Origin of the sequence: Micromonospora sp. NPDC005172, assembly GCF_040608555.1 — a bacterium.
Lineage (GTDB): Bacteria > Actinomycetota > Actinomycetes > Mycobacteriales > Micromonosporaceae > Micromonospora.
Genome location: NZ_JBEXIL010000005.1, coordinates 163819 through 187905, shown reverse-complemented (window position 1 = coordinate 187905; position 24087 = coordinate 163819). Strand labels below are relative to the sequence as shown.

General features: G+C 72.8%; 28 protein-coding genes. 20 read left to right on the top strand and 8 right to left on the bottom strand.

Annotated elements, in window-relative coordinates:
• The first annotated feature begins 68 nt into the window (after positions 1-68).
• The 5 genes from ABZV06_RS05790 to ABZV06_RS05770 are packed head-to-tail and all read left to right on the top strand — an operon-like array spanning position 69 to position 4264.
• The gene (locus ABZV06_RS05790; protein ID WP_355233100.1) at positions 69-1106 is read left to right on the top strand and encodes a zinc-binding alcohol dehydrogenase; all 1038 of its coding nucleotides are present in this window, start codon (positions 69-71) and stop codon (positions 1104-1106) included.
• Positions 1107-1928 (top strand): sugar phosphate isomerase/epimerase family protein, encoded by an 822-nt coding sequence (locus ABZV06_RS05785; RefSeq protein WP_355233101.1) that lies wholly within the window; start codon positions 1107-1109, stop codon positions 1926-1928.
• A complete protein-coding gene (locus ABZV06_RS05780) occupies positions 1925-3277 on the top strand; it encodes a hypothetical protein (RefSeq protein ID WP_355618965.1) in 1353 nt (450 codons plus the stop codon). The genes ABZV06_RS05785 and ABZV06_RS05780 overlap by 4 nt, the downstream gene beginning before the upstream one ends.
• 49 nt (positions 3278-3326) lie before the next feature.
• The gene (locus ABZV06_RS05775; RefSeq protein ID WP_355233103.1) at positions 3327-3725 is read left to right on the top strand and encodes an NUDIX domain-containing protein; all 399 of its coding nucleotides are present in this window, start codon (positions 3327-3329) and stop codon (positions 3723-3725) included.
• A 59-nt stretch (positions 3726-3784) separates the two neighbouring features.
• A complete protein-coding gene (locus tag ABZV06_RS05770) occupies positions 3785-4264 on the top strand; it encodes a DUF2267 domain-containing protein (RefSeq protein ID WP_355233104.1) in 480 nt (159 codons plus the stop codon).
• 87 nt (positions 4265-4351) lie between these two features.
• Here ABZV06_RS05770 and ABZV06_RS05765 read toward each other — a convergent pair whose 3' ends face one another.
• Positions 4352-5623 (bottom strand): hypothetical protein, encoded by a 1272-nt coding sequence (locus tag ABZV06_RS05765; protein ID WP_355618962.1) that lies wholly within the window; start codon positions 5621-5623, stop codon positions 4352-4354.
• 49 nt (positions 5624-5672) lie between these two features.
• A complete protein-coding gene (locus ABZV06_RS05760; protein ID WP_355233106.1) occupies positions 5673-6188 on the bottom strand; it encodes an NUDIX domain-containing protein in 516 nt (171 codons plus the stop codon).
• Positions 6189-6252: 64 nt separating this feature from the next.
• Here ABZV06_RS05760 and ABZV06_RS05755 point away from each other — a divergent pair, with 64 nt between their 5' ends.
• Positions 6253-6744, top strand: coding sequence for a type II toxin-antitoxin system PemK/MazF family toxin (locus ABZV06_RS05755; RefSeq protein WP_355233107.1), 492 nt, complete (start codon positions 6253-6255; stop codon positions 6742-6744).
• A gap of 21 nt (positions 6745-6765) precedes the next feature.
• On the opposite strand, the gene ABZV06_RS05750 is transcribed toward ABZV06_RS05755, so the two are convergent.
• The gene (locus tag ABZV06_RS05750) at positions 6766-7416 is read right to left on the bottom strand and encodes an NAD(P)H-dependent oxidoreductase (protein WP_355618959.1); all 651 of its coding nucleotides are present in this window, start codon (positions 7414-7416) and stop codon (positions 6766-6768) included.
• 152 nt (positions 7417-7568) lie between these two features.
• Between ABZV06_RS05750 and ABZV06_RS05745 the strand changes: the two genes are divergently transcribed.
• The 4 genes from ABZV06_RS05745 to rox all read left to right on the top strand — a co-directional run bounded on the left by ABZV06_RS05745 (position 7569) and on the right by rox (position 10502).
• A complete protein-coding gene (locus ABZV06_RS05745) occupies positions 7569-7913 on the top strand; it encodes a metalloregulator ArsR/SmtB family transcription factor (protein WP_355233109.1) in 345 nt (114 codons plus the stop codon).
• Complete coding sequence (locus ABZV06_RS05740) at positions 7897-8370, top strand: SRPBCC family protein (RefSeq protein WP_355233110.1); 474 nt, start codon at positions 7897-7899, stop codon at positions 8368-8370. The genes ABZV06_RS05745 and ABZV06_RS05740 overlap by 17 nt, the downstream gene beginning before the upstream one ends.
• Positions 8371-8460: 90 nt before the next feature.
• Positions 8461-8931 carry a phosphotransferase gene (locus tag ABZV06_RS05735; RefSeq protein ID WP_355618956.1) on the top strand — a complete coding sequence of 157 codons (471 nt, stop codon included), beginning with the start codon at positions 8461-8463 and terminating at the stop codon, positions 8929-8931.
• A gap of 143 nt (positions 8932-9074) precedes the next feature.
• Positions 9075-10502 carry a rifampin monooxygenase gene (gene rox, locus ABZV06_RS05730; RefSeq protein WP_355233112.1) on the top strand — a complete coding sequence of 476 codons (1428 nt, stop codon included), beginning with the start codon at positions 9075-9077 and terminating at the stop codon, positions 10500-10502.
• Positions 10503-10506: 4 nt separating this feature from the next.
• Here rox and ABZV06_RS05725 read toward each other — a convergent pair whose 3' ends face one another.
• Positions 10507-11154, bottom strand: coding sequence for a GGDEF domain-containing protein (locus ABZV06_RS05725; protein WP_355233666.1), 648 nt, complete (start codon positions 11152-11154; stop codon positions 10507-10509).
• Positions 11155-11423: 269 nt separating this feature from the next.
• On the opposite strand from ABZV06_RS05725, the gene ABZV06_RS05720 reads away from it, so the two are divergent.
• The 5 genes from ABZV06_RS05720 (at position 11424) to ABZV06_RS05700 (ending at position 15904) form a co-directional block, all read left to right on the top strand.
• On the top strand, positions 11424-11663 hold the full coding sequence (locus ABZV06_RS05720; protein WP_355233113.1) for a DUF397 domain-containing protein: 240 nt from the start codon (positions 11424-11426) through the stop codon (positions 11661-11663).
• A 138-nt stretch (positions 11664-11801) separates the two neighbouring features.
• Positions 11802-12689: a helix-turn-helix transcriptional regulator gene (locus ABZV06_RS05715; protein WP_355233114.1), complete on the top strand. Its 888-nt coding sequence runs from the start codon at positions 11802-11804 to the stop codon at positions 12687-12689.
• Between the two features lie 130 nt (positions 12690-12819).
• Positions 12820-14283: a protein kinase gene (locus tag ABZV06_RS05710; protein ID WP_355618953.1), complete on the top strand. Its 1464-nt coding sequence runs from the start codon at positions 12820-12822 to the stop codon at positions 14281-14283.
• A gap of 40 nt (positions 14284-14323) precedes the next feature.
• Positions 14324-15199: an alpha/beta hydrolase gene (locus ABZV06_RS05705; RefSeq protein WP_355618950.1), complete on the top strand. Its 876-nt coding sequence runs from the start codon at positions 14324-14326 to the stop codon at positions 15197-15199.
• Positions 15200-15259: 60 nt separating this feature from the next.
• Positions 15260-15904: a histidine phosphatase family protein gene (locus tag ABZV06_RS05700; protein WP_355233117.1), complete on the top strand. Its 645-nt coding sequence runs from the start codon at positions 15260-15262 to the stop codon at positions 15902-15904.
• Between the two features lie 60 nt (positions 15905-15964).
• On the opposite strand, the gene ABZV06_RS05695 is transcribed toward ABZV06_RS05700, so the two are convergent.
• Genes ABZV06_RS05695 through ABZV06_RS05685 form a run of 3 tightly spaced genes read right to left on the bottom strand, consistent with a single transcriptional unit; the run spans position 15965 to position 17697 of the window.
• Positions 15965-16462 carry a DinB family protein gene (locus tag ABZV06_RS05695; protein ID WP_355233118.1) on the bottom strand — a complete coding sequence of 166 codons (498 nt, stop codon included), beginning with the start codon at positions 16460-16462 and terminating at the stop codon, positions 15965-15967.
• A gap of 48 nt (positions 16463-16510) precedes the next feature.
• Positions 16511-16954 carry a VOC family protein gene (locus ABZV06_RS05690; protein ID WP_355233119.1) on the bottom strand — a complete coding sequence of 148 codons (444 nt, stop codon included), beginning with the start codon at positions 16952-16954 and terminating at the stop codon, positions 16511-16513.
• Between the two features lie 44 nt (positions 16955-16998).
• A complete protein-coding gene (locus ABZV06_RS05685) occupies positions 16999-17697 on the bottom strand; it encodes a carbon-nitrogen hydrolase family protein (RefSeq protein ID WP_355618979.1) in 699 nt (232 codons plus the stop codon).
• Between the two features lie 82 nt (positions 17698-17779).
• Between ABZV06_RS05685 and ABZV06_RS05680 the strand changes: the two genes are divergently transcribed.
• The 5 genes from ABZV06_RS05680 (at position 17780) to ABZV06_RS05660 (ending at position 22773) form a co-directional block, all read left to right on the top strand.
• Positions 17780-18571, top strand: coding sequence for a DedA family protein (locus ABZV06_RS05680; RefSeq protein WP_355618947.1), 792 nt, complete (start codon positions 17780-17782; stop codon positions 18569-18571).
• A 600-nt stretch (positions 18572-19171) separates the two neighbouring features.
• Positions 19172-19756, top strand: coding sequence for a hypothetical protein (locus tag ABZV06_RS05675; protein WP_355618944.1), 585 nt, complete (start codon positions 19172-19174; stop codon positions 19754-19756).
• A gap of 337 nt (positions 19757-20093) precedes the next feature.
• Positions 20094-20477 (top strand): protein-tyrosine phosphatase family protein, encoded by a 384-nt coding sequence (locus ABZV06_RS05670; protein WP_355233670.1) that lies wholly within the window; start codon positions 20094-20096, stop codon positions 20475-20477.
• 141 nt (positions 20478-20618) lie between these two features.
• Complete coding sequence (locus ABZV06_RS05665; protein ID WP_355233122.1) at positions 20619-21908, top strand: D-alanyl-D-alanine carboxypeptidase; 1290 nt, start codon at positions 20619-20621, stop codon at positions 21906-21908.
• Between the two features lie 40 nt (positions 21909-21948).
• On the top strand, positions 21949-22773 hold the full coding sequence (locus ABZV06_RS05660) for a peptidylprolyl isomerase (protein WP_355618941.1): 825 nt from the start codon (positions 21949-21951) through the stop codon (positions 22771-22773).
• A gap of 139 nt (positions 22774-22912) precedes the next feature.
• Here the strand turns inward: ABZV06_RS05660 and ABZV06_RS05655 are convergent, their stop codons facing one another.
• On the bottom strand, positions 22913-23935 hold the full coding sequence (locus ABZV06_RS05655) for a LacI family DNA-binding transcriptional regulator (RefSeq protein ID WP_355233124.1): 1023 nt from the start codon (positions 23933-23935) through the stop codon (positions 22913-22915).
• Positions 23936-24087: the final 152 nt, after the last annotated feature.

Below are 24087 nucleotides of genomic sequence, written 5' to 3'. Positions count from 1 at the left end.
TGATTAATAGCAAGACATATGGCTATTTTTTGGCTATCCTGGAGCCCAGTGCTACCGGGATGTGACACATGGGCAACTGGGTGGTCTCCCTCGCCGGGCCTCGACGGATCAGTCTCGAGCCCTGTCCACCAGATCCGCTCGGCCCCGGCCAGGTCCGGGTCCGCACCTGCTACTCGGGCATCTCCGCCGGCACCGAGCTGACCCTCTACCGGGGCAGCAATCCCCGGCTCAGCAAGGACTGGGACGACACCGCCCGCATGTTCGTCCCCCGCCAGGCCCCCGTGCCGTACCCGTTGATCGGCTTCGGTTACGAGGAGGTCGGCGAGGTCGTCGAGGTGGCCGCGGAGGTCCCCGACCGGCATCCGGGCCAGCTCGTGTGGGGCATCTGGGGGCACCGCGCCGAGGCCGTGCTGCCCGCCGACGCGGTGCGTCCACTGCCCGTCGGGCTGGACCCGCTCGTCGCGGTCTTCGCCCGGCCCGGCGCCATCGCGCTGACCGCCGTTCTCGCCGGTGACCTGCACCTGGGGGACTGGGTCGGCGTCTTCGGGCAGGGTGTCATCGGGCTGCTGGCCACCCGTCTCGCGGCTCTCTCCGGCGCCCGGGTGGTGGCCGTCGACCGGGTGCCCGGCCGACTGGCCCACGCCACCCGCTACGGCGCCAGGTCCACCGTGGACGCCGGTACACAGTCCGCCGCCAGCGTGCTGCGCGAGGCCACCGGTGGCCGGGGCGCGGACGTCTGTCTGGAGCTGTCCGGGGCGTACCCGGCGCTGCACGAGGCGATCCGCTCCACCGCACACGCCGGCCGGGTCGTGGCCGCCGGCTTCTACCAGGGCCACGCCGAAGGACTCGGCCTCGGCGAGGAGTTCCACCACAACCGCATCCAGTTGGTGGCCGCCCAGGTCTCCGGACCCACCCCCGCGCCGAGCATGGCCGGCCGGTGGACCGGCGACCGGGTGGCGCAGACCTTCATGGAGCTGGTGGCCGACCGCAGCGTCGACCCGTTGCCGCTGGTCAGCCACATCGTCGACGCCAGCGCGGTCGCCGACGCCCTCGCGCTGCTCGACCGCGGCGCCGGTGACGTCCTCCAAGTGGTGTTGAGGTTCTAGATGACCACCATCGCGCTCGCCTGCCAGGAACAACTCCTGCCGGGCACCAACCTGATCCAGAAGTACGCCCTCGCCACCGCCCTCGGCTACCAGGGCATCGAACTGCGGGGTCGCGGTGACCTCGCCTTCGCCCGCCGCCTGCCCGAGCTGCGCCGGGCCCGCGCCGCCGGGGTGGTGATGCCCACCGTCTGCGTCGAGATGGACCACTTCATCGGCGACTTCGACCCCGACCGGTCCGCCGACGCGATCCGCAACCTGCGCTCCCAGCTCTCGGTCATCGCCGAGCTGGGCGGTGTCGGGGTCATGACCCCGGCCGCGTGGGGCATGTTCTCCCGGCGGTTGCCGCCGTTCGAGCCGCCGCGCCCGCCGGCCGACGACCGGCAGGTGCTCCTCGACGCCCTCGGCATCCTCGGCGAGCACGCCCGGGCCGAGGGGGTCACCCTGTTCCTCGAACCCCTCAACCGGTACGAGGACCACATGGTCAACCGGCTCGACGAGGCGGTCGCCCTCTGCGCCGCCCTCGGGCTGCCCTCGGTCCAGGTGGTCGCCGACACCTTCCACATGAACATCGAGGAGGACGACGTGCACCTGGCGCTGCGCACCGCAGCGCCGTACCTCGGGCACGTGCAGGTCAGCGACTCCAACCGGTACCAGCCGGGCGCGGGGCACCTGGACTGGCCGGCGCTCGTGCGGACCCTGCTGGAGCTGGACTACCGGGGCTGGCTGTCCCTGGAGTGCCGACTGCGCGGCGATCCCGTCCGCGCCCTCCAGGAGGCCGCGACGGTGCTGCGGCACGCGCTACCCCGCCGGGCCGCCGCATGACCGCCGGCGCTGTCCCCACCCGCGCCGGTGGTCCGACCGATCTGGCCGGGCTGCGCCGGCTGGCCGTCGCCACCCTCGACGCGAACTGGGAGCACGACCACACGGTGCCGTCGCGCACGCTCTACCCGCACCAGTGGAGTTGGGATTCGGCGTTCATCGCGATCGGGTTGGCGCACGTCCGGCCCGAGCGGGCCTGGCGGGAGCTGACCAGCCTGTTCCGGGCGCAGTGGGCCGACGGGCGGGTGCCGCACATCGTGTTCAACCCGGCGCTGCGCCTCGGCGCGTACTTCCCCGGCCCGGAGCTGTGGCGCTCGGCCGACGCCGAGGGCGCGCCGAGCGTGGACACCTCCGGCCTCGTGCAGCCGCCGGTGCACGCGCTCGCCGCGCTGCTGGCCTACCGCCGGGCACCCGATCAGGCCGGCCTGGTGGCGCTGCACCGGCTCTATCCGGCGCTTGTCGCCCAGCAGAGCTACCTGGCGAAGCGGCGGGACGTGGCCGGCGACGGGCTGGTGTGCGTCGTACACCCGTGGGAGTCCGGTCTGGACAACAGCCCCGCCTGGGACGAGCCGATGGCCGCGGTCGACGCCGAGGCGGCCGTCATGCGCGCGTACCGCCGGCACGACACCGCGCACGCCGACGCCGCGCACCGCCCCACGGACCTGGACTACGCGCGCTACCTGGCGATCGTCGCGGCCTACCGCGATCACGGCTACGCCGACCACGACCTGGCCGACGGTCATCCGTTCCTGGTGGAGTGCCCGCTGTTCAACGCGGCGTTCGGGTCCGCCGAGCACACGCTGGCCGAGATCGCCACGCTGGTCGGCGCGGACCCCGGCCCGCACCGGGTCCGCGCGGACCGTGTCACCGAGGCGTTGGTACGACGGCTGTACGACCCGGGCACCGGCACGTTCAAGCCGCGTGACCTGCGCACCGACCGGCTGATCGGCGCGCGTACCGTGCTCGGGCTCGCGCCGCTGCTCCTGCCCGACCTGCCCACCCGGCAGGCCGCGGCGCTCGTCGTCGAGGCGACGTCGGCGCGCTTCGGGGTGGCCCGGGGAATGGACCGCCCACTGCCCAGCTACGACCGCACCGCGGCCGACTTCGAACCGTTGCGCTACTGGCGCGGGCCGAGTTGGCTGAACGTCGGCTGGCTGGTGCGGCGCGGCCTGGCCACCCACGGGCACCCCGAGCTGGCGGCGGGCCTGCGCCGCTCGATGATCGACCTGGTCGCCGGGGCGGGCTGCCACGAGTACTTCCACCCCGACACGGGGGCCGGCTTGGGCTCACCGGCGTTCAGTTGGACCGCCGCGCTGCTGCTCGACCTGCTCGCCGACGAGCAACCGCCCTGAACGCCGACGCCTGGTAGCGTGCCCGTCCCGGCGGCCGTGAGGGGATGACGTGCGCGAGATCGACAAGGTGGCCTGGCTCCTGATCGAGGACGGACGGGTGCTGAGCACCCGTTCGCAGGGCAAGGACGTGTGGTACCTGCCCGGCGGCAAGCGCGAGCCTGGCGAGAGCGACCTGGAGACCCTGCGCCGGGAGATCGCCGAGGAGCTGAGCGTCGAGGTGGACGTACGCGGCGCGACGCACCTGGGCACGTTCACCGCCCAGGCGCACGGGCACGCGGCCGGCGTCGCGGTGCGGATGTCCTGCTACCGGGCCGGGTACCGGGGTGGGTTGCGACCGGCCAGCGAGATCGCCGAGATGGCCTGGCTCGGGTACGCCGACCGGCATCGCACCTCCCCGGTCGACCAGCTCATCTTCGACCACCTGCTGGCCGTCGACCTGCTGCGCTGACGGGCGCTGGCCGGGCCCGGGCGTCGTTTGCCCCCGTCGAGTACGGGTAACCGCCCGGCGTGACCGACAGCGCGGGCGGCGACGGGTTTCCGCAGTTCATCGACGCGGTGTCCCGGCGCTCCGGCCTACCGGCCGCGCAGGCCGCTGTCCTCGCCCGCGCGGTGCTCACCACGATGGCGGAGCGGGTCACCGAGGCGCCGCCGGACCCTGCCGGACACCTGCCCGACCAGGTCGACGGCTACCTGTACGACTTCGCGTCGGACGCCGCCCCGCCCTCGGCCCCGACCACCCGCGCGGACGGGCCCGACACCGGTGTGGGCCTCGACCTCGGTGGGTCCGTTGCCACCCCGCCGCCGATGGACGCCGGACCGGTGGACTTCCTCCGTCGGGTGGCCCAGCGTGCCGGAGTGGACCCGGCCACCGCACGGGTCGGCACCGGTGCCGTCTTCGCGACCTTGCGCGAGGCGATGACCGTACGGGAGTTCCACGAGATGGTGGCCCGACTGCCGCTCGACGAGGACCACTCCGACCCGGCGTGACCGAGGACGGTCAGTGATCCACGGCAGCTCGCCGGCATCGCGGCATCCGCGCGCGGGGATGCCGCGACATCGCCGAGCTGGAGTGGATCAACGGCCGCACCTCTCGGCGTCCGGCAGGTCGTCCGGCTCGCTGACCCAGGCGGAGAAGACCGGCACCCCGTGCCACGGCCCGCTGGTCCCGTCGGCCCTGCTGTCGGTGGCGACCGCCACCACGGCGTACGGATGGCCGAAGCGCAGCTCGGCGGTCCGGGCGACCCCCTCCGGCGGCAGGCTGACCGTGCCGAACATGCCGGTCACCGCCGCAGCCTCGAACCCGTACCGGCCGTACCGCGCCATCGCCACCTGCCGCGCCTCGAAGCCCTGCACCGGTTGGTCGAGCGCCCGGGCCAGCGTCGCCGCGGCGGCGGGGAAACCCAGCGACTCGGCGGTCAGATCGTGGTCACTGCGCGCCGACCAGCAGGGGAGAAGGGCCTGGTGCCGCTCCTCGCGGCCGTCACGGGCGCGGGTCCGCACCCGCTCCTCGCGCAGCGTCCACAGAGAAGTCTCGCCCAGCGGCAGGTCGAACAACGAGCGGCGACCGGCCGGTTGCGCGCCGTCGGCCGCGCCGGCACTGAGCCGGTACGCGGTGGCGAGCACATCGGCCGCCGGCACGTGCCGCGCGGCGGCCACCGAGAGGACCACCAGCCCCGCGCCCTCGCTCGCCTGGGCCCTGGCGACGTGCACGATCACGTCACCCGAACCCTCGGTCGCGACGATGGCACCCCGGTGCCCGTGATCCGGGCTGCGCAGCACCTGGCGCAGGCCCGTCCACGAGCTGTCCGGGCCGAGCGCGCGGGCGTCGGCGACGTCGAACGGCTCGGCCCACGAGATCCGGGTCGCGAGCGCGCTGGCCAGGGAGAACACCACGTCGGGGCTGACCTTCAGGGGGAACGTCTCGATCAGGCCGTCGGTGTGCTCGCGCGCCCAGGCGTCCAGCCCGGCCTGGTCGGGGAGCGTGCCGACCTCGGTCGTCGCGGGGAGCGCCGCACGCCATCGGGCCGGCTCGTCGACCAGGTGACGCGTACGAAGCCACAGCGCGGTGGCGGACGTGACCAGCGGATGCGGCGCGTCCAGCAGGGCGTGGGCCACCTTCGCGGCGCTGGCCAGGTCGGTGCCCAGCGCCGCCGCCAGCCCCTCGGCCGCCGTGGCCGGGCCGGCCGCCGGGTCCGAGTCGGTCGCCTGGCCGGCTCCGGTCGTCGCGGCGGTGACAGCGAGCAGCAGCCAGGCGCCGAGCGGCGAAGCGACGTGGTGCCGGTCGCCGATCGTGGCGTGCAGCCGCTCGGCGTACGCGGACAGCGGGCCGTGCAGGTCGGTCGTCATGCCTCCACTCTGCCCGGCCCACCCCGGTCCGGCATCCCCGCCGACCCGCTCACGACCACAGTTCGAACGGCTCCTCGATCCGCTCGCCGGCCAGGAAGGGCGTGATCAGTCGGGGGAGCTGGCCGGGATAGAAGCGCTCCCGGCTGGTAACCACCTCGGTCAAGGGCCACCAGCGGAAGCCGAAGTAGTCCTCCAGCTCGTAGTCGAGCCGGTCCGTCTCGTCCACGTCCGGGCCGGGAGCGGTCAGTCGTACGGCGACGACCACCTCGTCCTGGACATGGCGTAGCTGGCGGTGCAGGAAGGTGGCCCGCCGTCGCCAGGTCGGCGCGCCCACCTGGTCGGCGGTGACCATGATGCCGGTCTCCTCGCGCAGTTCCCGCACGGCCGTTTCCCGGTACGTCTCGCCCGGGTCCATGCCGCCGCCGGGCAGCTCCCACCAGGTGCCCAGCCGGGGGTGGTCCGGGTCGCGGGTATGGAACAGCAACACCCGGTCGGTGTCGTCGCAGACGACCACGCGTACCGCGCGCCGCTCGAGGATCGGCAGGTCGTCGGGCAGTTCGTCCATCGGGTCAGTCTGCCGCAGTGCGCCGACTCCGGCGGTCCTCGCGGCGACCGGTAGGCTGCCCGCCGTGGCTGGTCTGTTGAGGAACGTGGCGCAACGCATCTCCCGGGTGGGCGCGGCAATTCCGTCGCCCCGGCGGACCGGGCCGTCGCCGGCGCGGGTGGCCCGTCCCCGTCAGGTGAACGCGTTGCAGCGGCGCGAGTTGAGCTACGCGCCGGAGGTCGACGGGCAGGCCGACCCGGGTGAGATCGTCTGGACGTGGGTGCCGTACGAGGACGACCCCCGCCAGGGCAAGGACCGCCCGGTGCTGGTGGTCGGGCGGCACAGTCGGACGCTGTTCGGGCTGATGCTGTCCAGTCAGAGCGAGCGCGACGGGCAGCGCCACTGGTTCGCGCTCGGCCCCGGCGAGTGGGACCGGGACAACCGGCCGAGCTGGGTCCGGCTGGACCGCGTGCTCACCATGCGCGAGGACAGCATCCGCCGCGAGGGCGCCGTGCTGGATCGGCCCCGGTTCGACCGGGTCGGGCAGGCGCTGCGTACCGGCTACGGCTGGCGCTGACCGTACCCCCCGGCCGTCCCGTCAGGCTGGCTCACGGCTCGGACCGACAGCGGCACCCTGCGCCTCCGGCGGCGGGTACGGCTGATCGGCGAGCAGCCGGGCCAGGTGGGCGCTGTTGAGCGCGAGGGCCTTGGTGGTGCGGCCGGTGGTGTCCGGCTTGGGGCCGGCGTCGCGGTAGTCCACCGTGTGGAGCGCCTCGCCGACCCAGTAGGTCGCGCCGGCCGCGGCGACGGTGAAGCCCACCTCGTTGAGCGCCGCCTGCACCTCGGCGATGCTGTGGTGCGCCCCGTCCTCGTTGCCGACGACCGCGACGCCGGCCACCTTGCCGTAGGTGAGCAGTCGCCCCTCGTCGTCGGTCTCGGACAGTTCGGCGTCAAGGCGTTCGAGGACCATCTTGGCGACGCTGGCGGGCTGGCCGAGCCAGATCGGCATGGCCACGATCAGGATCTGGGCGGCGAGCAGCTTGGCGCGGATGGCGGGCCAGCCGTCGCCGTGGCCCTCGTCGGTCGACACCCCGAAGCGCACGTCGTGGTCGACCACCCGGACGATCTCACCGTCCACGCCCTGGCGGGCCAGTTCGGCCAGCACCTCCCGGCCCAGTTGCTCGGAGCTGGAGGGGGCGGGCGACGGCTTGAGGGTGCAGTTGAGTACGAGGGCAGAAATGCTCGCCACGAGCGGGTCCTCTCGTCGGTCGTATCGGGCTGTTCCTCCCGTACCCGTGTGTCGGGTCGAATCACGGTCTTGTTCCGGTGGAACCGTTGACAGTCGGCGTTCGAGCTGTAGATTCAACCTACCGGTTAATTAGCTAGGTGGTTGAAAGCGACATGACAGCGGACCCGGTCAGCGCCGTGTTCGGCGCGCTCGCCGACCCGACCCGCCGCGCCATCCTGGCCCGGCTCGCCGCCGGTGAGGCGACGGTCAACGAACTGGCGGCGCCATTTCCGATCAGCCTCCAGGCCATCTCCAAGCACCTGGGCGTGCTGGAGCGTGCCGGGCTGATCGTGCGGACCCGCGACGCCCAGTGGCGGCGGTGCCGCCTCGATCCGACGCCGCTGCGCACCGCCGCTGAGTGGGTCGACCAGTACCGCCAGCTCTGGGCCGAGCGCTACGACGCCCTTGACGACTATCTACACGACCTGAAGGAGACCAGCCATGACCGAGACCCGTGACCTGACGGTCGACGTGTCCTCCGAGCGGGACATCACGATGGTCCGTTCGTTCGACGCCCCGCGAGACCTCGTCTTCGCCGCGCACACCAAGGCCGAGCACCTCAAGCACTGGTGGTGTCGGGGCAATCCGGCGGACGTCGAGATCGACTTCCGCGAGGGCGGCCGCTACCGCATCGTCGAGCACGCCCCGGACGGCAACGACTACGCCTTCCGGGGTGAGTTCCGGCAGATCGCCGCGCCGGAGCGGATCGTGCAGACCTTCGAGTTCGAGGGCATGCCCGGCCAGGTGGCGGTGGAGACGCTTGTCTTCACCGAGCAGGACGGCGGCACGCTGCTCACCAGCACCACCCGCTTCGATACCGCCGCCCAACGCGACGGCATGGTCGAGACCGGCATGGCGCAGGGCACCGCCGAGTCGTACGCGGCCCTCGACCGCCACCTGTCGACCCTGCGCTGACGGACGAGACCGCGTTGATCAAGAGGTTCGCGTCAGAATACGAGCCGATCGTGACGCGAACCTCTTGATCAACACGGGTGGGGGGCAGGGGTGGGGGCGGCGAACGCCGACCGGGTGTCCACCCTGCTCGATGGGGTCCAACGGCTCGCCGGTGACCGGGCGGGGCCGGTGGTGGTCTGCCACGGCGATCCCCATCTGGGCAACGTGTTGCTCGGCCCGGACGACGAGGTCTGGTTGGTCGACTGGGACGACGCCCTGCTCGCCCCGCGCGAGTGTGACCTGATGTTCGTCGTGGGCGGGGTGCTCGCCTTCGCGCCGATCACCCCCGACCAGGAGCGGGCCGTGCTCGCCGGGTACGGCGCGGTCGACATCGATGCGGCGCGGCTGGCCTGGTTCCTCGCGGTACGCGCGCTCGACGACCTCAGCGACTGGACCCGCCAGGCGTTGGACCCCACCGGCAGCCCTGACGATCGCGCGACGGCCGCCCGGATCGTCAGTGGTCTCGTGTCGCCGGTCGGCCTGGTCACCCTCGCCGACACCGCGCTGCGTAACCCAGCCTGAGAGGCTCCAGAAACGACACAGGCAGGGAGATCGAACTCCCTGCCACTTCTAACGTATATCGCACCGGGGGTCTTGCGGCAAGACCCCCGTCGTGCCGCAGAATCTCCACCCGAAGCCCAAACCTGGGAAAATCGGGGGATATCGTGATCGATGTCATCATTGTCGGCGGCGGACCGACCGGTCTGATGCTCGCCGGTGAGCTGCGGCTGCACGACGTGCACGTGGTGGTGGTGGAGAAGGACACCGAGCCGACCCGTCACGTCCGTTCGCTCGGCCTGCACGCGCGCAGCATCGAGGTGATGGACCAGCGCGGTCTGCTGGAGCGTTTCCTCGCCCTGGGTACGCGGCACCCGCTCGGGGGTTACTTCGCCGCGATCCCCAAGCCGCCGCCGAGTGGCCTCGACAGCGCGCACGCGTACGTCCTCGGCATCCCGCAGACCGTCACCGACCGCCTCCTGGCCGAGCACGCCGTCGAGGTCGGCGTCGAGGTCCGGCGGGGCGGCGAGGTGGTCGGACTGCGCCAGGACGACGACGGGGTGGCGGTGGAGCTGGCCGACGGGACGCGGTTGCGGTCGCGCTACCTCGTCGGCTGCGACGGCGGTCGGAGCACGGTCCGTCGACTGCTCGGTGTCGGCTTCCCCGGCGAACCCAGCCGGGTCGACTCGCTCCTGGGCGAGATGGAGGTGGGCGTACCCCCGCAGACGGTGGCCGACGTGGTGGCCGAGGTCCGCAGGACCCACCTCCGATTCGGCCTCGGGCCGCTCGGGGACGGCGTGTACCGGGTCCTCGTGCCCGCCGAGGGGGTTGCCGAGGACCGCACGGTCCCGCCGACCATCGAGGAGTTCCGACAGCAACTGCGGGCGTACGCGGGCACCGACTTCGGCGTGCACTCGCCGCGTTGGCTCTCCCGCTTCGGCGACGCCACCCGGTTGGCCGAGCGCTACCGGGTCGGCCGGGTGCTGCTGGCCGGCGACGCCGCGCACATCCACCCACCGACCGGCGGGCAGGGCCTGAACCTCGGCATCCAGGACGCGGTCAACCTCGGTTGGAAACTGGCCGCCGAGGTCAACGGTTGGGCGCCCGACGGGCTGCTGGACAGTTACCACGCCGAGCGGCACCCGGTGGCCGCGGACGTCCTCGTCAACACCCGTGCGCAGATGTTCCTGCTGTCACCCGACCCGGGACCGCAGGCGGTACGCCACCTCCTGTCGGAGCTGATGGACTTCGAGGACGTGAACCGGTACCTGATCGAGAAGGTCACCGCGATCGGGGTCCGCTACGACTTCGGCGCGGGTCACGAACTGCTCGGCCGGCACCTGCGGGACGTGCGGCTCACGCGGGGACGTCTCTACGAACTGATGCGCGCCGGCCGGGGGCTGCTGCTCGACGGGACGGGTCGACTCTCGGCCGCCGGGTGGACGGATCGGGTCGACCACGTCGTCGACGTCGGCGACGAGCTGGACGTACCCGCGGTGCTGCTGCGCCCCGACGGACACGTCGCGTGGGTCGGTGACGAGCAGGCCGACCTGATGGGACCTCTGCGCCGGTGGTTCGGCGCGAGCGCCACCTGAGTCGTTACTCCCCGAAGCGGGCGCTGTCGACGAGTTGGCGCGGCGCCCGCGGGCCGGAGAGGCTCTTCGCCTGGTACATGGCCGCGTCGGCGCGGCTGAGCGCGTCGGTGAGCTGGGCCGGGCCACTCACCGGGGCGAGTCCCACCGACGCGGTCACCCGGACGCTGCACCCACTCAGGCGAATCGGTGCGGCAACGGTCTCGCTGAGGCGTCGGGTGGCGTGCTCGATCCAGCGTCGGTCGACGGTCGGGCTGGCGAGCAGCCCCGCGAACTCGTCGCCGCCGAGGCGGGCGACGAGGTTGTCGCCGGCGAACCCGGCCAGTCGTTCAGCGACGCTGATCAGCACCTGGTCGCCGGCGGCGTGCCCGTACCGGTCGTTGATCTGCTTGAAGTCGTCGAGGTCGAGCACGATCGCGATCAGCGGCTGGCCGTCGGCGTTGGTGAGCAGGGCGGCCGCGAGGCGGTAGAAGGCACGCCGGTTGGGCAGACCGGTGAGCGGGTCGTGGCTGGCGGCGTGCCGTTCGGCGGCCAGTTCGGCCTGGAGGTGCTCTATCTCGGCCTCGGCCCGCACGGCGCGGCGGCGCAGTTGCCAGGAGGAGAGCAGAGCCCCCGCCGCACAGACGCCGGAGGCGACGCTCATCGGATCCGGCAGGAGTCCTCCCATCGCCGCGACCGCCTCCCGCCTTCGGTCCACGCGGCGCGCGTGCCGCGTCAGGGCCAGTTTTCCCTGGTCGTCACCCCGCTCGGGGTAACGCAAAGTGAACGGATAAGCACCGAACACGTGCGTTATCATGCTCGCGATCAAGTGCAGATGCAATAGCAGATGCACGTGCAGCACGGCCCAATGTTGATACCGCACCCCTCGCCGTCACCGCTCCTCCCACGGCCACCGGCGGGCTCGTGAGCAGAAAGACGCCTCCCATGCAGCAGCCACCCAATGGCGTTCCGATTACTCAGTTGCCCCCGTTGAGCTGGCAGAAGAGCCGCCGCAGCAACCCGAGCGGCAACTGTGTCGAACTCGCCGAACTGCCCGGGGGCGCCGGCATCGCCGTCCGCAACTCGCGTCACCCGGAGGGGCCGGCGCTGATCTACACAGTGGACGAAATCGCCGCCTTCGTCCTCGGGGCCCGGGACGGGGACTTCGATCACCTGATCGACTGACCGGTCGCGCAGGGATGTCCCGGCGATGGGACTGAATCGCCGGTCCGGAGGAGTTCACCTCACTGTCGGTCCATGGCATGCTTACACGTCGGTCGGGCTCGGTGCCCGATCGCGTCGTCGGTATCCGGAGGTCCGCACGTGACGATGGTTCCCGCCGAGGGCGGCCCGACAACCGGGCCCACGGTGCTGCGCATCCTGCTCGGCGCCCAGCTACGTCGGCTGCGGGAGTCCAGCGGTGTGACCCGGGAGGGCGCCGGGTGGGAGATCCGCTCCTCCGAGTCGAAGATCAGTCGCATGGAGCTGGGCCGGGTCGGCTTCAAGGAACGCGACGTCGCCGACCTGCTCACCCTCTACGGCGTCAGCGACGAAAAAGAGCGCGAGGCGCTGCTCAAGCTCGCGCGGGACGCCAACAGCCCCGGCTGGTGGCACCGGTACGGCGACGTGCTGCCGAGCTGGTTCCAGTCGTACCTGGGCCTGGAAGCCGCAGCGGCGTTGATCCGCAGCTACGAGGTGCAGTTCGTCCCCGGCCTGTTGCAGACCCGGGAGTACGCCCGGGCGGTCGTGCTGCTCGGGCACGGCGCGGCCGGCGCCGCCGAGATCGACCGCCGGGTGGCATTGCGGATGCAGCGCCAGCAACTGCTGCACCGGGACAACCCTCCGCTGCTCTGGGCCGTGGTGGACGAGGCGGCGCTGCGCCGTCCGATCGGCGGGTCCGAGGTGATGCGGGGCCAGCTCACCGCACTCATCGAGGCGACCAAGTCGCCCACCATCCGACTCCAGGTCATCCCCTTCGCCGCCGGTGGTCACGCGGCGGCGGGCGGCGCCTTCACCATCCTGCGCTTCGGTGACCAGGAGCTGCCCGACATCGTCTACATCGAGCAGTTGACCAGCGCCCTCTACCTGGACAAGCGCGACGACCTCGACAACTACGCCGTGGCCATGGAGCGGCTGTGCGTCGAGGCCGAGCCGCCGGAGCGTACGCCGGAGATCCTGGGTCGGCTGCTGGAGGAGACCTACCCGCACTGAGCATGGCCGGAGGCTCGCGGGTTCGTCGCGGAGGGGATCACCGCCCATTCCGGCACTTCGGGGACGAACAGTGCTGGTCCGGGCACGCAGAGTGGTCGAGTTGCTTCTGACCAGGCAGACTGGTCTGGCCATGTCACCCTTCACGCCCACCCTCCGCCTCCACGACCGCTACGTCCTGCACGAGCGGATCGGTCTCGGCGGCATGTCCGAGGTGTGGCGGGCCGACGACGAGGTCCTGGGCCGTCCGGTGGCGATCAAGGTGCTCGCCGGACAGCTCGCCGCCGACCCGCACCTGCGGGCCACCATCCAGCGCGAGGCCCGCGCGGCCGCCCGGCTGACCCACCCACACGTCACCCAGGTGTACGACTACGCCGAGGCGACCCTGGCCGATGGCGTCGTCGTCCCGTACCTGGTGATGGAGCTGGTCGAGGGCCACAACCTGGCCGACCGGCTGCGCTCCGGCCCGCTGCCCTGGCCGGAGGCGGTGCGTGTGGCCGGGCACATCGCCGCCGCGCTGGCCGCCGCGCACCGCATCGGGGTGGTGCACCGCGACGTGAAACCGGGCAACGTCATGCTCACCGACACCGGTGCCAAGGTGCTCGACTTCGGCATCGCCGCGCTCGGTGGGCTCGACAGCCAGTCCGGCGAGCCGCTGATGGGCACACCCGCCTACTTCGCCCCGGAACGTCTCGCCGCCGGCCCGCCCGACCCGGCCAGCGACGTGTACGCCCTCGGCGCGCTGCTCTACCGCACGCTCACCGGGGCGGCGCCGCTGCCCGTGCAGAGCTGGGAGGACGCCCTCGAGGTGCACCGGCGCGGCACACCGGTGCCGCCGCTGCGCGTGACCGGCCTGCCCGCCGACATCGCCGAGCTGACCCTCGCCTGCCTTGCCGCCGACCCGGGCAGACGGCCCAGCGCGGCGCAACTCGCCCGCCGGTTCGGCGCGGGTCAGCCCGTCGAGCCACCCACCGAGCTGCTGCGAATCGTCCCGCCGACACCGGCGTTCCATCCGCCCACCCTGATCGACCGCTCGGCCGCCCGCCCGGCACCGGTAGCGGCCACGCCGGCCCGACGCCGCTCGCGCCGGCCCCTGGCGCTCGTCGTGGCGGCCGGCCTCGCCGTGCTGGTGGGCCTCGGCGCGCTGCTCACGCAGGGCTTCGGGGCGCCCGACACCCCCGGCCCCGGGTCCGTCGCGGCGTCGCCGTCGCGCTCCACACCGGCGCCACCGCCCCGCACGCAGTCACCGAAGCCGACGCCGCCGGCCTCCCCGTCGCCCAGGGTCAGCAGCGCCGCCCCGTCCACCGTCGGCCAGCAGGTACCGGTCAGCTTCCAGCAGGTCAGCGACGAGTTCACGCAGGTGCTCGCCGCGGCGGTGGCCCGCGGCGACGTCGACCGCAGGACCGCCGAGGACCTTCGCGACGATCTCGCCGACGTGAACCGACGGTCCCGGGACCGCGAGCGGCGTATCGCCGACCTGCGGCGCACGATCACCGAACTGGTGGACCGTAACCGGCTGCCGCAGCAGATCGGGGCCCAGCTCGACGCGCTGCTATACCAGACCCGTGGGCTGTCCGCCGGACACGCCGACGACTGAGGGCATCTGTCGTGGTCCCACCCGTCGTAGTCTCACCCGAATGACGACGAAGCAGACGCACCACCTTGCCGTACCCGGCGTCGACCTGGTCTACGACGTCCGCGGTCCGCTGCCCCCGGCCGACGGGCGTCCCGCGCTGCTCATGATCGGTCAGCCGATGACGGCGGAGGGCTTCGACGCGCTCGCCCCGCACTTCACGGACCGGACCGTCGTCACGTACGACCCGCGCGGTCTCGGCCGCAGCGTCCGCACCGACGGCCGGTCCGACCACACGCCGCAGCAGCAGGCGGCAGACCTGCACCTGCTCATCGAGACGCTCGACGCCGGCCCGGTGGACGTGCTCGCCAGCAGCGGCGGCGCGGTGACCGCACTCGAACTCGTCGCGACCCACCCCGCTGACGTCGTCACGCTGGTGGCGCACGAGCCGCCGATCAACGCGGTGCTCCCGGACGCGACGGCGGCCGAACGCGCTCGTGCCGGCTTCTACGACGCGTACCAGGCGAAGGGTTTCGGCCACGGCATGGCCGCGTTCATCGCGATGACGTCGTGGCAGGGCGAGTTCACCGACGCCTACTTCGCCCAGCCCGCGCCCGACCCCGCCATGGTCGGCATGCCCACCGACGACGACGGCAGCCGCGACAATCCACTGCTGTCCAAGAGTTCGTGGGCGATCACCGACTACCGCCCCGACGCGGGCGTTCTCACGGCGGCGTCGACCCGGATCGTGATCGCGGTCGGCGTGGAGTCGACGGGCACCTACACCGCGCGTACGGCTCTTGGCACGGCGGCGCTGCTCGGCCAGGAGGCCGTGGTGTTCCCGAGTCACCACGGCGGCTTCCTCGGCGGGGAGTTCGGGTACGCGGGCCAGCCCGAGCAGTTCGCCGCACGACTGCGCGAGGTCCTGGCCGCCGGTTGAGGGCCGTCGTCTCGTCCGGACGGCTGATCTGTCCGCGGGCGTCGCTGGCATGATGGGCCGATGCGAACACGGCTGATCTTCGTGCGTCACGGTGAGTCGGTCCACCAGGTCGACGGGATCGTGGGCGGCCCGCACGGGTGCCGCGGGCTGACGTCGCTCGGCTACGACCAGGCCGACCGGCTGGCCAAGCGGCTCGTCGACGACTATGCCGTCGAGGGGCCGGTGGCGGTGTACTCGTCCGTGCTGCGCCGGGCCGTCGAGACGGCGCAGCCCATCGCCGCGGCGTTCGGCGTCCGGCCGCTGGCCGACTGCGGCCTCTGCACCTGGCACACCCCGCCCTACGCCGACGGGCTGCCGGTCGCCCGCTTCCGTACCGAGCACGCGGTGCCCGGTGGGGGAGTGTTCCGCCCGTTCGAGGACGGCAACGAGAGCTGGGCCGAACTGGTCGTACGCGTCAGCCGCGCGATCATGGAGATCGCGCATCGGCACCGGGGCGGCACCGTGGTCCTGGTCGGCCACAGCGAGACCGTGGAGAGCGCCTTCCACGCGCTGGCCGCGCAGCCGATCTTCCGGGCGTTCGACCTGGACGTGCCCCCGGCGTCGATAAGCGAGTGGGTCACCGACCACGACACCGGCGGCTGGCCGCCGGCCCGCTGGACCCTGCGCCGCTTCGGCGACACCGTCCAGGGTCGGCTGGCGCTCTGATCCGTCCAGTTCGGACCGTCGGCGCCGCACCGCCGCCGCACCGACCTGCGCGGGAGCGCGTCAGTCGCGCAGGATCTGCTCGCGCAGGATCTCCGCGTGCCCACAGTGCTGTGCCAGCTCCCGCAGCACGTGCAGGTAGACCCAGCGCAGCGGCAGCGGGCCGCGTCGGTTGCCGCGCAGCACGTCGTCCAGGCCCAACGACGCCGTCGCGCGGCGCGACGCCTCGCACGCCTCGCGGTGGGCTTGCTGGACGCCGGCGATCGTGTCGCCGTCGTCGAGGATGAACGACTCGTCCGGCGTCGCCGGGATGCCGATCTCGGCGCGCGACCGGCACGTGACGGCCTCGTCGAACCAGACCTTCTCCACGAAGGCCGCGTGCTTCACCAGACCCAGCAGCGTCGTCCGCGACGGCACCAGGGAGCGGCGTGCCTGCTCCTCGGTCAGCCCGTCCAGGGCCTCGTCCAGAACGCGGCGGTGCTCGTCGATGAAGGCCTCGAACTGCTCCTTGGCTGGCTGATCGACGACGTCGTCGGCGAAGGTCGGCGGGAAGATGGTCATGGACCGAAGCATGCCAAGGCCCTCGCCCGGGGGCAACCACGGCACGGCTCACCCGCCGAAGGAGACCAGGGCGCCCCGTTCGTCGAAGACAGCCGTGCCCGCCCAGGCGATCTCCCACCGGTTGCCCTCCGGGTCGGCGATGTACGCCGAGCGGCCACCCCACGAACGATCGGTCGGCTCCGCCACGACCGCCGCACCCACCGCGACGGCCGCCGCGAAAGCCGCGTCGACCTCCGCGCGGCCGTCGACGTTGCAGGCCAGCGTCACACCGGACCAGCCGCCGGCCGGATCGGTGACGCCAGGTGCCGCCTCGGCCGCCAGGTCCGTCAGCGGATAGAGGGCGAGCAGGACGCCGCCGAGCAGGAACGCCGACCAGCCGTCGTCGCTGGCCGGCAGTTCGGGCCAGCCCAGGGAGCGGTAGAAGGACCGCAGCCGGCCCAGGTCACGGGCACCCAGGGTGACCACCGACAGTCGAGGGGGGATCGCGCTCATGGCCCGATCCTGCCGCACCGGTACGACAAGACGTCCCGGTGTCCTCAGGAGATCGTCGTCGCCGCCCACTCGCCCGGCGTGGTGCCCGCCCGGGCGGCCACGTCACCTCCCGGCGTCCACACGGCCGACCCCCCCGCCGCCTCGGTGTAGCCGCCGCCGGTGGACCCGGCGAAGCTCGCCACCGCCACCCAGACCCGGTGCGTCGTGGCGATCCGGTGTGCCCGCTCGTCCGGCACGGAGGCGTCCCGGGCCGACTCCAGCACGCCTGCGGCGTACACGTCGATTCCGAGCGCCGCCGTCGACGCCGCGTGCGCGGCGACGCCGGTGTCCCTGCAGACGGCCAACCCGATCCGCCACCCGTCCACATCGAGCACGCCAGGTGTGTCCCCCGGCCGGAACCGCTGGGCCTCCACGCCGCCCAGCCACATCTTTCGGTACGCCACGGTCACCCCGTCGCCGGTCACCGCCAGCACCCCGATGTGGTCCCCGGCCACCGGCGCGCCGGCCAGCGCCAGCGTGCCCGCCTCGGCGCACGCGTCGACCAGCGGCGTCAACCGCGGGTCGTCCACCGCCACGGTCGGGCCCCGCAACTCGTACCCCGTCAGGGAGAGCTCCGGAAAGACCACCACCCGGGCGCGCGCCGCGCGGACCGCGTCGGCGTGCGCCCGCGCGTTCTGCGCGACATCCAGGGGTACGCACGGCGGCTGCGCCACCGCGAGCCGCAGCGGGGTGCGGTTTTCCACACCCCCGCCGGTGGGGGCGACCCGCGGGGTCGGACGGTCCGCCTCATGGTCGACTCTCAGGATCGGTTCGTAGCGTGGGGACATGATTCGAACGTCGCACGCCGTCCTCGCCACCGGAACCCCCACCGCCGCGGCCGAACCACCGCAGGGCGGAATCGTCGGCTACGTCAGCGATCTGGTGGAACGGCTCGGCGGGCCGGGCGCGGGCCTGGCGGTGGCGCTGGAGAACCTGTTTCCGCCGATCCCCAGCGAGGTCATCCTGCCGCTGGCCGGCTTCGTGGCCGCGCAGGGCCGGATCAGCCTGGCCGGCGCGATCTTCTGGACCACGCTGGGTTCGGTGCTGGGCGCGCTGGCGCTCTACCTGATCGGCGCGTCCCTGGGCCGCGACCGGATGCGCGCCATCGTCTCCCGACTGCCCCTGGTGAAGCTCAGCGACGTCGACCGGACCGAGGCGTGGTTTCTCCGGCACGGCGTGAAGGCGGTGTTCTTCGGCCGGATGATCCCGATCTTCCGGAGCCTGATCTCCATCCCGGCCGGGGTGGAGCGGATGCCGGTGCGGACCTTCCTGCTCTACACGACGCTGGGCAGCCTGATCTGGAACACCACCTTCGTCCTCGCCGGCTACCTGCTCGGTGACAACTGGCACCTCGTCGAGGGCTACGTCGGCACCCTCCAGAACGTCGTGATCGTCGTCTGCGTCGCGGCCGTCGCCTGGTTCGTCGGCTCGCGGGTGCTGAGGGCCCGTCGCGCCGCCCGAAAGCCCGGATCGGACTCGGATTTCTCCCGCCGCGATGCGCCACCGGCGGCAACGCCAGATCCCGATGGTCGGGGCACCCTCTACCGGGGTGCCTCCTGGGCCTCGGACGAGCGCTAGCTAGCCCGCCGCCTGCCATCTTCGACAAGCTCGGCCTCGCCCACACGACGGGCTACAGCCGCCGTATCCTCGCGGTCCTGCGCTACCTGGGCACGCCCTAGGGCCGGAATGTCCCCATCACTCGGGGCCAGGCGGTATCGGCCGGCCCGGGCGGATCGTCACCCTCCGCACCCGGAGGGTGATGGTCGTCGGGCGTGGTGTCCGGTTGTGGGCGGTCTGAGGTGTGACCGGGTGCACCGCAGGGCCGGAATCGTGGCCGCCCCGGGGTCGTTACACACCCTGACGATCGCAGGACCACGGCCACCCCGCCCGCTCGACGGGCATGGGAATGGCCGGCCTGGCCAGGTCGTTGCAGACCCCCGAACGACCGCAGGCCCGCCCCCGGGTCCGCTTCCGGGTCCCGCTGAGGGCTCGGGAATGACCCCGGACCGGCGGTCGTTCCACACGGTCCCGGTGCCCCGAGCGACACCTCCGCCCGTGGGCCGCCGCCCCGAAAGCTTCCCCCGTGTTATGTGCAGCGCCGGACGAGGTGCTCACATCCGCGTCACCGGTTCCCCTGTGGTGAGGCGGGTGTTTCCTACCCCCGAAGGAGCTACCCCCATGAACACGATCTTCCGTAAGAGCATGCTGTCCGTTGCCGGTCTCGCGTTCGCCGGTGGTGTCTTCGCCGGCCCGATCGCCCATGTCGCCGCCCCGAGCACCGATCCTCGGCCGGTCGCCGTGGTGCAGGCCGACAAGCCCGACACGAGCAAGCTGATCCCGCACGGCACCCAGGGCGAGCAGTCGCACATCGACCTGAACGACGAGCAGACCGACAACGCCAAGGCCATCATCGCGGCCACGAAGAAGGCCGGCCTGCCCGAGCGGGCAGCGGTCATCTCCATCGCGACGAGCCTGCAGGAGTCGAAGCTGGAGAACCTGGGCCACCTCGGGGACATGAACGACCACGACTCGCTGGGTCTGTTCCAGCAGCGCCCGTCCAGTGGTTGGGGCACGCCGGAGCAGATCACCGATCCGGAGTACTCGACGACCGCGTTCCTCAAGGGCCTTCGTCAGGTTGACGGCTGGCAGGACATGCCGCTGACCGACGCCGCGCAGACCGTGCAGGTCTCCGCGTACCCCGACGCGTACGCCCAGTGGGAGCAGCAGGCCGCCGACCTGGTTGGCCAGTACTGGAACAGCTGACCCATCGCACGACCCGACCGATGGCCGGCACCCGATGGGGTGCCGGCCATCGGCATCCCCACCCGGGAACACCGGGCGGCGTCGGCTGGTTGTAACCGGTGTCGGTGTGACTCAGTGTCCCCGGGCCTCACCTACATAGCCCTCGCGGAATACCGTTCGGCTGGAGCCGCGTCGCGCCACTCGCCGAGAGGCGACCTGCACACCGACACCGGCGCCGCCCCCGACCCACGTGGTCGGGGGCGGCGCTTTTCTGTGCCCACCGGGCACGACGGCCTGCCCCCGGTCGCGGCACAATGTGCCGGTGACCGCCGCGCAGACCTGGTCGGAGCAGTCGGGGATGCTCGTCCTGCCGAGCGGTACGGTGGTGCGTGGACGCCGCATCGCCGCGACCGCCTCGTCGGCCGACTTCGCGCTGCTGTTGGCGCCCGGCCCGGAGCCGGCCTGGCCGCACCGGCGGATCAGGTGGCCCGACTTCTGGATTCCGCTCGACCGGGCGGACGCACTCGACGCGTTGCGCGCGGCGCTGCGGAGGGCACGCGACGGCGAGCGCGTGGAGGTGGCCTGCCGGGGCGGAGTCGGCCGCACGGGAACGGCGTTGGCCGCGCTGGCGATCCTCGACGGCTTGCCGGCCGAGCGGGCGGTGTCGTGGGTCCGGGCGGGCTACCACCCGAAGGCGGTCGAGACGCCCTGGCAGCGGCGCTGGCTGCGCCACATCGTCTGACCACAGGTGTCGCCCGGCCAGGCGAGAGGGCCGGCACGCGCACCGACCGTAGGGCCGGCCGAACGGGCCGTCGGTCCGTCGCCGGATGGTCCAGCGGCCAACAGCCTCCGCCGGGCGATCTTGTTGTCTAGGGTCGGGCACATGAGAGCTGCGCTGCTGGCGGTCACGGCGTCCGCCATCCTGCTCGCTGCCGCGCCGGTCACGGCCGCCGCGGCGGACCCCACGCCCGTCGCCGCGACGGAAGCCGCCGCCACGGGTGCGGTTGCCGCCGGGCCGGCCGTGCGGTGCCCACGGACGCCGGCGCCGGCGGTGTCCCGGCCGCCGCGGCCGTCACCCCCGCCCGCCGTGCCGGAGGCGCGGGTGGTCGGGGGCGCCGGGCTGGCGACGAGCGGCCTGGTCGTGCCGGCCGGTGTGGGCGCGCCACCGGCGATCACCGCCACGTCGTGGCTGGTCGCGGACCTGGACTCCGGTCAGGTGCTCGGGGGCTGCGGCCCGCACGAGTACGGCACCCCGGCGAGCGTCCAGAAGCTGCTGCTGGTGGCCACGATGATGCCCCGGCTCGACCCGACCGAGACGGTGACGGTCACCGAGGCGGACATGAACATCGAGCCCGGCTCCTCCGCGGTCGGCCTGGTCGAGGGTGGCCGCTACACGATCGAGACGATCTGGCTGGGACTGTTGCTGAACTCCGGCAACGAGGCGGCGAACGCGCTGGCCCGGCTGGGCGGCGGCCCCGATGGAGCCGCCGGGGGAGTGCGCGCCATGAACCAGCGGGCACACGACCTCGGTGCGCTCCAGACGCACGCCGTCACCCCGTCCGGTCTGGACGGCAAGGGACAGTTCACCAGCGCGTACGACCTGGCGCTGATCGCCCGGGCCTGCTTCGTCCAGCCGGCCTTCCGCCGGTACGCGCTCACCGAACTGGCGACGATTCCGGCGCAGCCGGCCCAGCGGACGAAGGGCTTCCAGATCCAGAACGACGATCAGCTCATCTACCGCTACCCGGGCGCGTTGGGTGGCAAGACCGGCTTCACCGATCTGGCCCGGCACACGTACGTCGGCGCGGCGGAACGGAACGGCCGCCGGTTGGTGGTGACGTTGCTGGGTGCCGAGCCGACTCCGATGCGTGGCTGGGAGCAGGGCGCGGCCCTGCTGGACTGGGGCTTCTCGCTGCCTCGCGACGCGGGCGTCGGCCGCCTGGTCGAGCCGGGAGAGCTGACCGCCACACCGTCGGCGACCCCGTCCGCGCTGGCCGCGCCCATTCCACCGCGCCCGGCGGCGGCCAGCGGTCCGGCGCGCACCGGCTCGGGGTGGCTCTGGACGGTGGTAGCGCTCAGCGGCGCGACGGTGCTGGCCCTGCTGGGTGGTCTGCTGTGGCACCGCCGTCGCCGGTTGCCCGGCCAGATCGACAACCAGCCCCGGCATCCATAGACTCCGGTCTTTCTGGCAGCACGAGCTCAGGAGGATCCCTGTGTCGAGTGAACGCGAAACGCCCTCCAGCGCGGCGGCACCCCGCCCGTCGGTGCGCGCGCTGAACCGCCTCGTCGGTGTGACGGCGTTCGCCGCAACGCTGATCGTCGGCGCGTCGGCTACCGCGGTGGCCGCGCCGAGCGCGTCCCACGATCCGGCGAGCGCGCCTGCCGCCGCCGCCCGCCCGCCGCGCACGACGCACGGCCCGTGCGCGTACACCGAGACGCCGGACGAGCCGGCCGCGCGACCGGTGCCGTTGCCGCCCGACCCGCGCCGCACCCCGGACCGGGGCAGCGTCCGGGTGACCCTCGCCACCAACCAGGGGCCGATCGGGCTGACCCTGGACCGGGCGGCCGCGCCGTGCACCGTGCAGAGTTTCCTGCACCTGGTCGGCAAGCGTTTCTACGACCGCACCCCGTGCCACCGACTCACCGCGTACCCCACGCTGAACGTCCTGCAGTGCGGCGACCCGTCCGGCACGGGCGAGGGCGGACCGGGCTACCGCTACCGCGACGAGCTGCCGACCGACCTGCCGCCCGCGCCCACCGACCCGACCGGCGTACGTCGGCTCTACGCGCGGGGCGTGCTGGCGATGGCCAACGCCGGGCCGGACACCAACGGCAGCCAGTTCTTCCTGGTGTACGCCGACTCGGCGCTGCGCCCCAACTACACGATCTTCGGCACGGTCGACACCGTCGGGCTGGACACGCTGGACCGGATCGCCGCGGGCGGCGTGGCGCCGACGGCCGAGGACCCGGCACCGGTCGACGGTGCGCCCGCGCTGCCGGTGACCATCCGTCGGGCCGTCCGGGCACACCACCACTGATCCGCTCGGCGCGGTGGGCGGCCCGAGGTCGCTCACCGCGCCGCCGGTGTCCGCGCTCGCGGGCCGCAATTTTCGGAAGCCGGACCGGTATCGGCGGAACCAGAATCCGACCCGGTTCGGACCGTCGGAACGATGAGGGTCACCCGGTCGGCGGCTCGGTGGTGCTGTCTCGGACGACCAGTTCGGTGGCGAGTTCCACACGGGGTGAGTCGATGCCCTCACCCTGGGCCAGTCGCAGCACCGTCCGCGCCGCGAGCCGGCCCATCTCCACCAGGGGTTGCCGCACGGTGGTCAACGGCGGGGACGCCCACCGGGCCTCCGGCAGGTCGTCGAAGCCCACCACGCTGACGTCGTCCGGGACGCGCAGTCCACGACGGCGGATGGCCTCGTAGACGCCGAACGCCATCTGGTCGCTGGCCGCGAAGATGCCGGTCGGCGGGTCGGGCAGGTCGAGCAGCGCCGTGCCGCCGGCGAAGCCGGAGGCGTGGTAGAAGTCGCCCGGGTAGATCAGCTTGTCGTCCACCGGCACCCCGGCGGCCTCCAGGCCGGCCCGGTAGCCGTCCAGGCGGGCCCGGCTGCACAGCAGATGCGTCGGCCCGGCCACGAACCCGATCCGGCGGTGGCCGACCGCCAGCAGGTGCTCGGTGGCGGCGAGCCCGCCAGCCCAGTTGGTGGCGCCGATCGTCGGGACGTCCATGGCCGGGACGCCGGCCGGGTCGACGACCACCACCGGCACGTTGAGGCGACGCAGTTGGGCGTGCAGCGGTGGGCTCAGGTGCGACGTCACGAAGATGACACCGTCGGTGGCGCGGGTACGCAGGTTCTGCAACCACTGTCGGGCCGCGGTGGGCTGGCGGTGTATCGCGGAGACGACAGTGCCGACGCCGGCGCTGTGGCCGACGTCCTCCACGCCTCGGATGATCTCCACGGCCCAGGGGCTGTCCAGGTCGTTGAAGACCAGGTCGACAAGGCCCGCTCGGCGGACGCTGCGGCTGCTCCGGCGTCGGTAGCCGTGGTGGCGCAACAGCTCCTCGACGCGTTCCCGGGTGTCCGGGGCCACATCGGACCGGCCATTGAGCACCCGTGACACGGTCGGCACCGAGACCCCGGCCTCCCGTGCGATCGCGGTGATGGTCACCCTGCGTCCGTCGTCCGCGTCCACCCGTGTCTCCTTCACCGCTCCGGGAGGGGCGACCGCTTGTGTCCGCCCGTCCCGTGTCCCGGAACGGCACGCCCGCTCCTCGCGTCATCTTGCCTCACGAAGGGGGGTTGACGACACGCCAGGTCGGTCATAGCGTTCGGCGGAGTTGCGGA

Excerpts from the sequence above, each read along its gene's own strand:
- ABZV06_RS05695 (WP_355233118.1), bottom strand. The coding sequence starts at position 16,462 with ATGACCATCTTCCCGCCGACCTTCGCCGACGACGTCGTCGATCAGCCA.
- ABZV06_RS05690 (WP_355233119.1), bottom strand. The coding sequence starts at position 16,954 with ATGAGCGCGATCCCCCCTCGACTGTCGGTGGTCACCCTGGGTGCCCGT.
- ABZV06_RS05780 (WP_355618965.1), top strand. The coding sequence starts at position 1,925 with ATGACCGCCGGCGCTGTCCCCACCCGCGCCGGTGGTCCGACCGATCTG.
- ABZV06_RS05680 (WP_355618947.1), top strand. The coding sequence starts at position 17,780 with ATGATTCGAACGTCGCACGCCGTCCTCGCCACCGGAACCCCCACCGCC.
- ABZV06_RS05710 (WP_355618953.1), top strand. The coding sequence starts at position 12,820 with ATGTCACCCTTCACGCCCACCCTCCGCCTCCACGACCGCTACGTCCTG.
- ABZV06_RS05670 (WP_355233670.1), top strand. The coding sequence starts at position 20,094 with ATGCTCGTCCTGCCGAGCGGTACGGTGGTGCGTGGACGCCGCATCGCC.
- ABZV06_RS05675 (WP_355618944.1), top strand. The coding sequence starts at position 19,172 with ATGAACACGATCTTCCGTAAGAGCATGCTGTCCGTTGCCGGTCTCGCG.
- ABZV06_RS05705 (WP_355618950.1), top strand. The coding sequence starts at position 14,324 with ATGACGACGAAGCAGACGCACCACCTTGCCGTACCCGGCGTCGACCTG.
- ABZV06_RS05785 (WP_355233101.1), top strand. The coding sequence starts at position 1,107 with ATGACCACCATCGCGCTCGCCTGCCAGGAACAACTCCTGCCGGGCACC.
- ABZV06_RS05740 (WP_355233110.1), top strand. The coding sequence starts at position 7,897 with ATGACCGAGACCCGTGACCTGACGGTCGACGTGTCCTCCGAGCGGGAC.
- ABZV06_RS05720 (WP_355233113.1), top strand. The coding sequence starts at position 11,424 with ATGCAGCAGCCACCCAATGGCGTTCCGATTACTCAGTTGCCCCCGTTG.
- ABZV06_RS05700 (WP_355233117.1), top strand. The coding sequence starts at position 15,260 with ATGCGAACACGGCTGATCTTCGTGCGTCACGGTGAGTCGGTCCACCAG.
- ABZV06_RS05745 (WP_355233109.1), top strand. The coding sequence starts at position 7,569 with ATGACAGCGGACCCGGTCAGCGCCGTGTTCGGCGCGCTCGCCGACCCG.
- ABZV06_RS05665 (WP_355233122.1), top strand. The coding sequence starts at position 20,619 with ATGAGAGCTGCGCTGCTGGCGGTCACGGCGTCCGCCATCCTGCTCGCT.
- ABZV06_RS05760 (WP_355233106.1), bottom strand. The coding sequence starts at position 6,188 with ATGGACGAACTGCCCGACGACCTGCCGATCCTCGAGCGGCGCGCGGTA.
- ABZV06_RS05790 (WP_355233100.1), top strand. The coding sequence starts at position 69 with ATGGGCAACTGGGTGGTCTCCCTCGCCGGGCCTCGACGGATCAGTCTC.
- ABZV06_RS05765 (WP_355618962.1), bottom strand. The coding sequence starts at position 5,623 with ATGACGACCGACCTGCACGGCCCGCTGTCCGCGTACGCCGAGCGGCTG.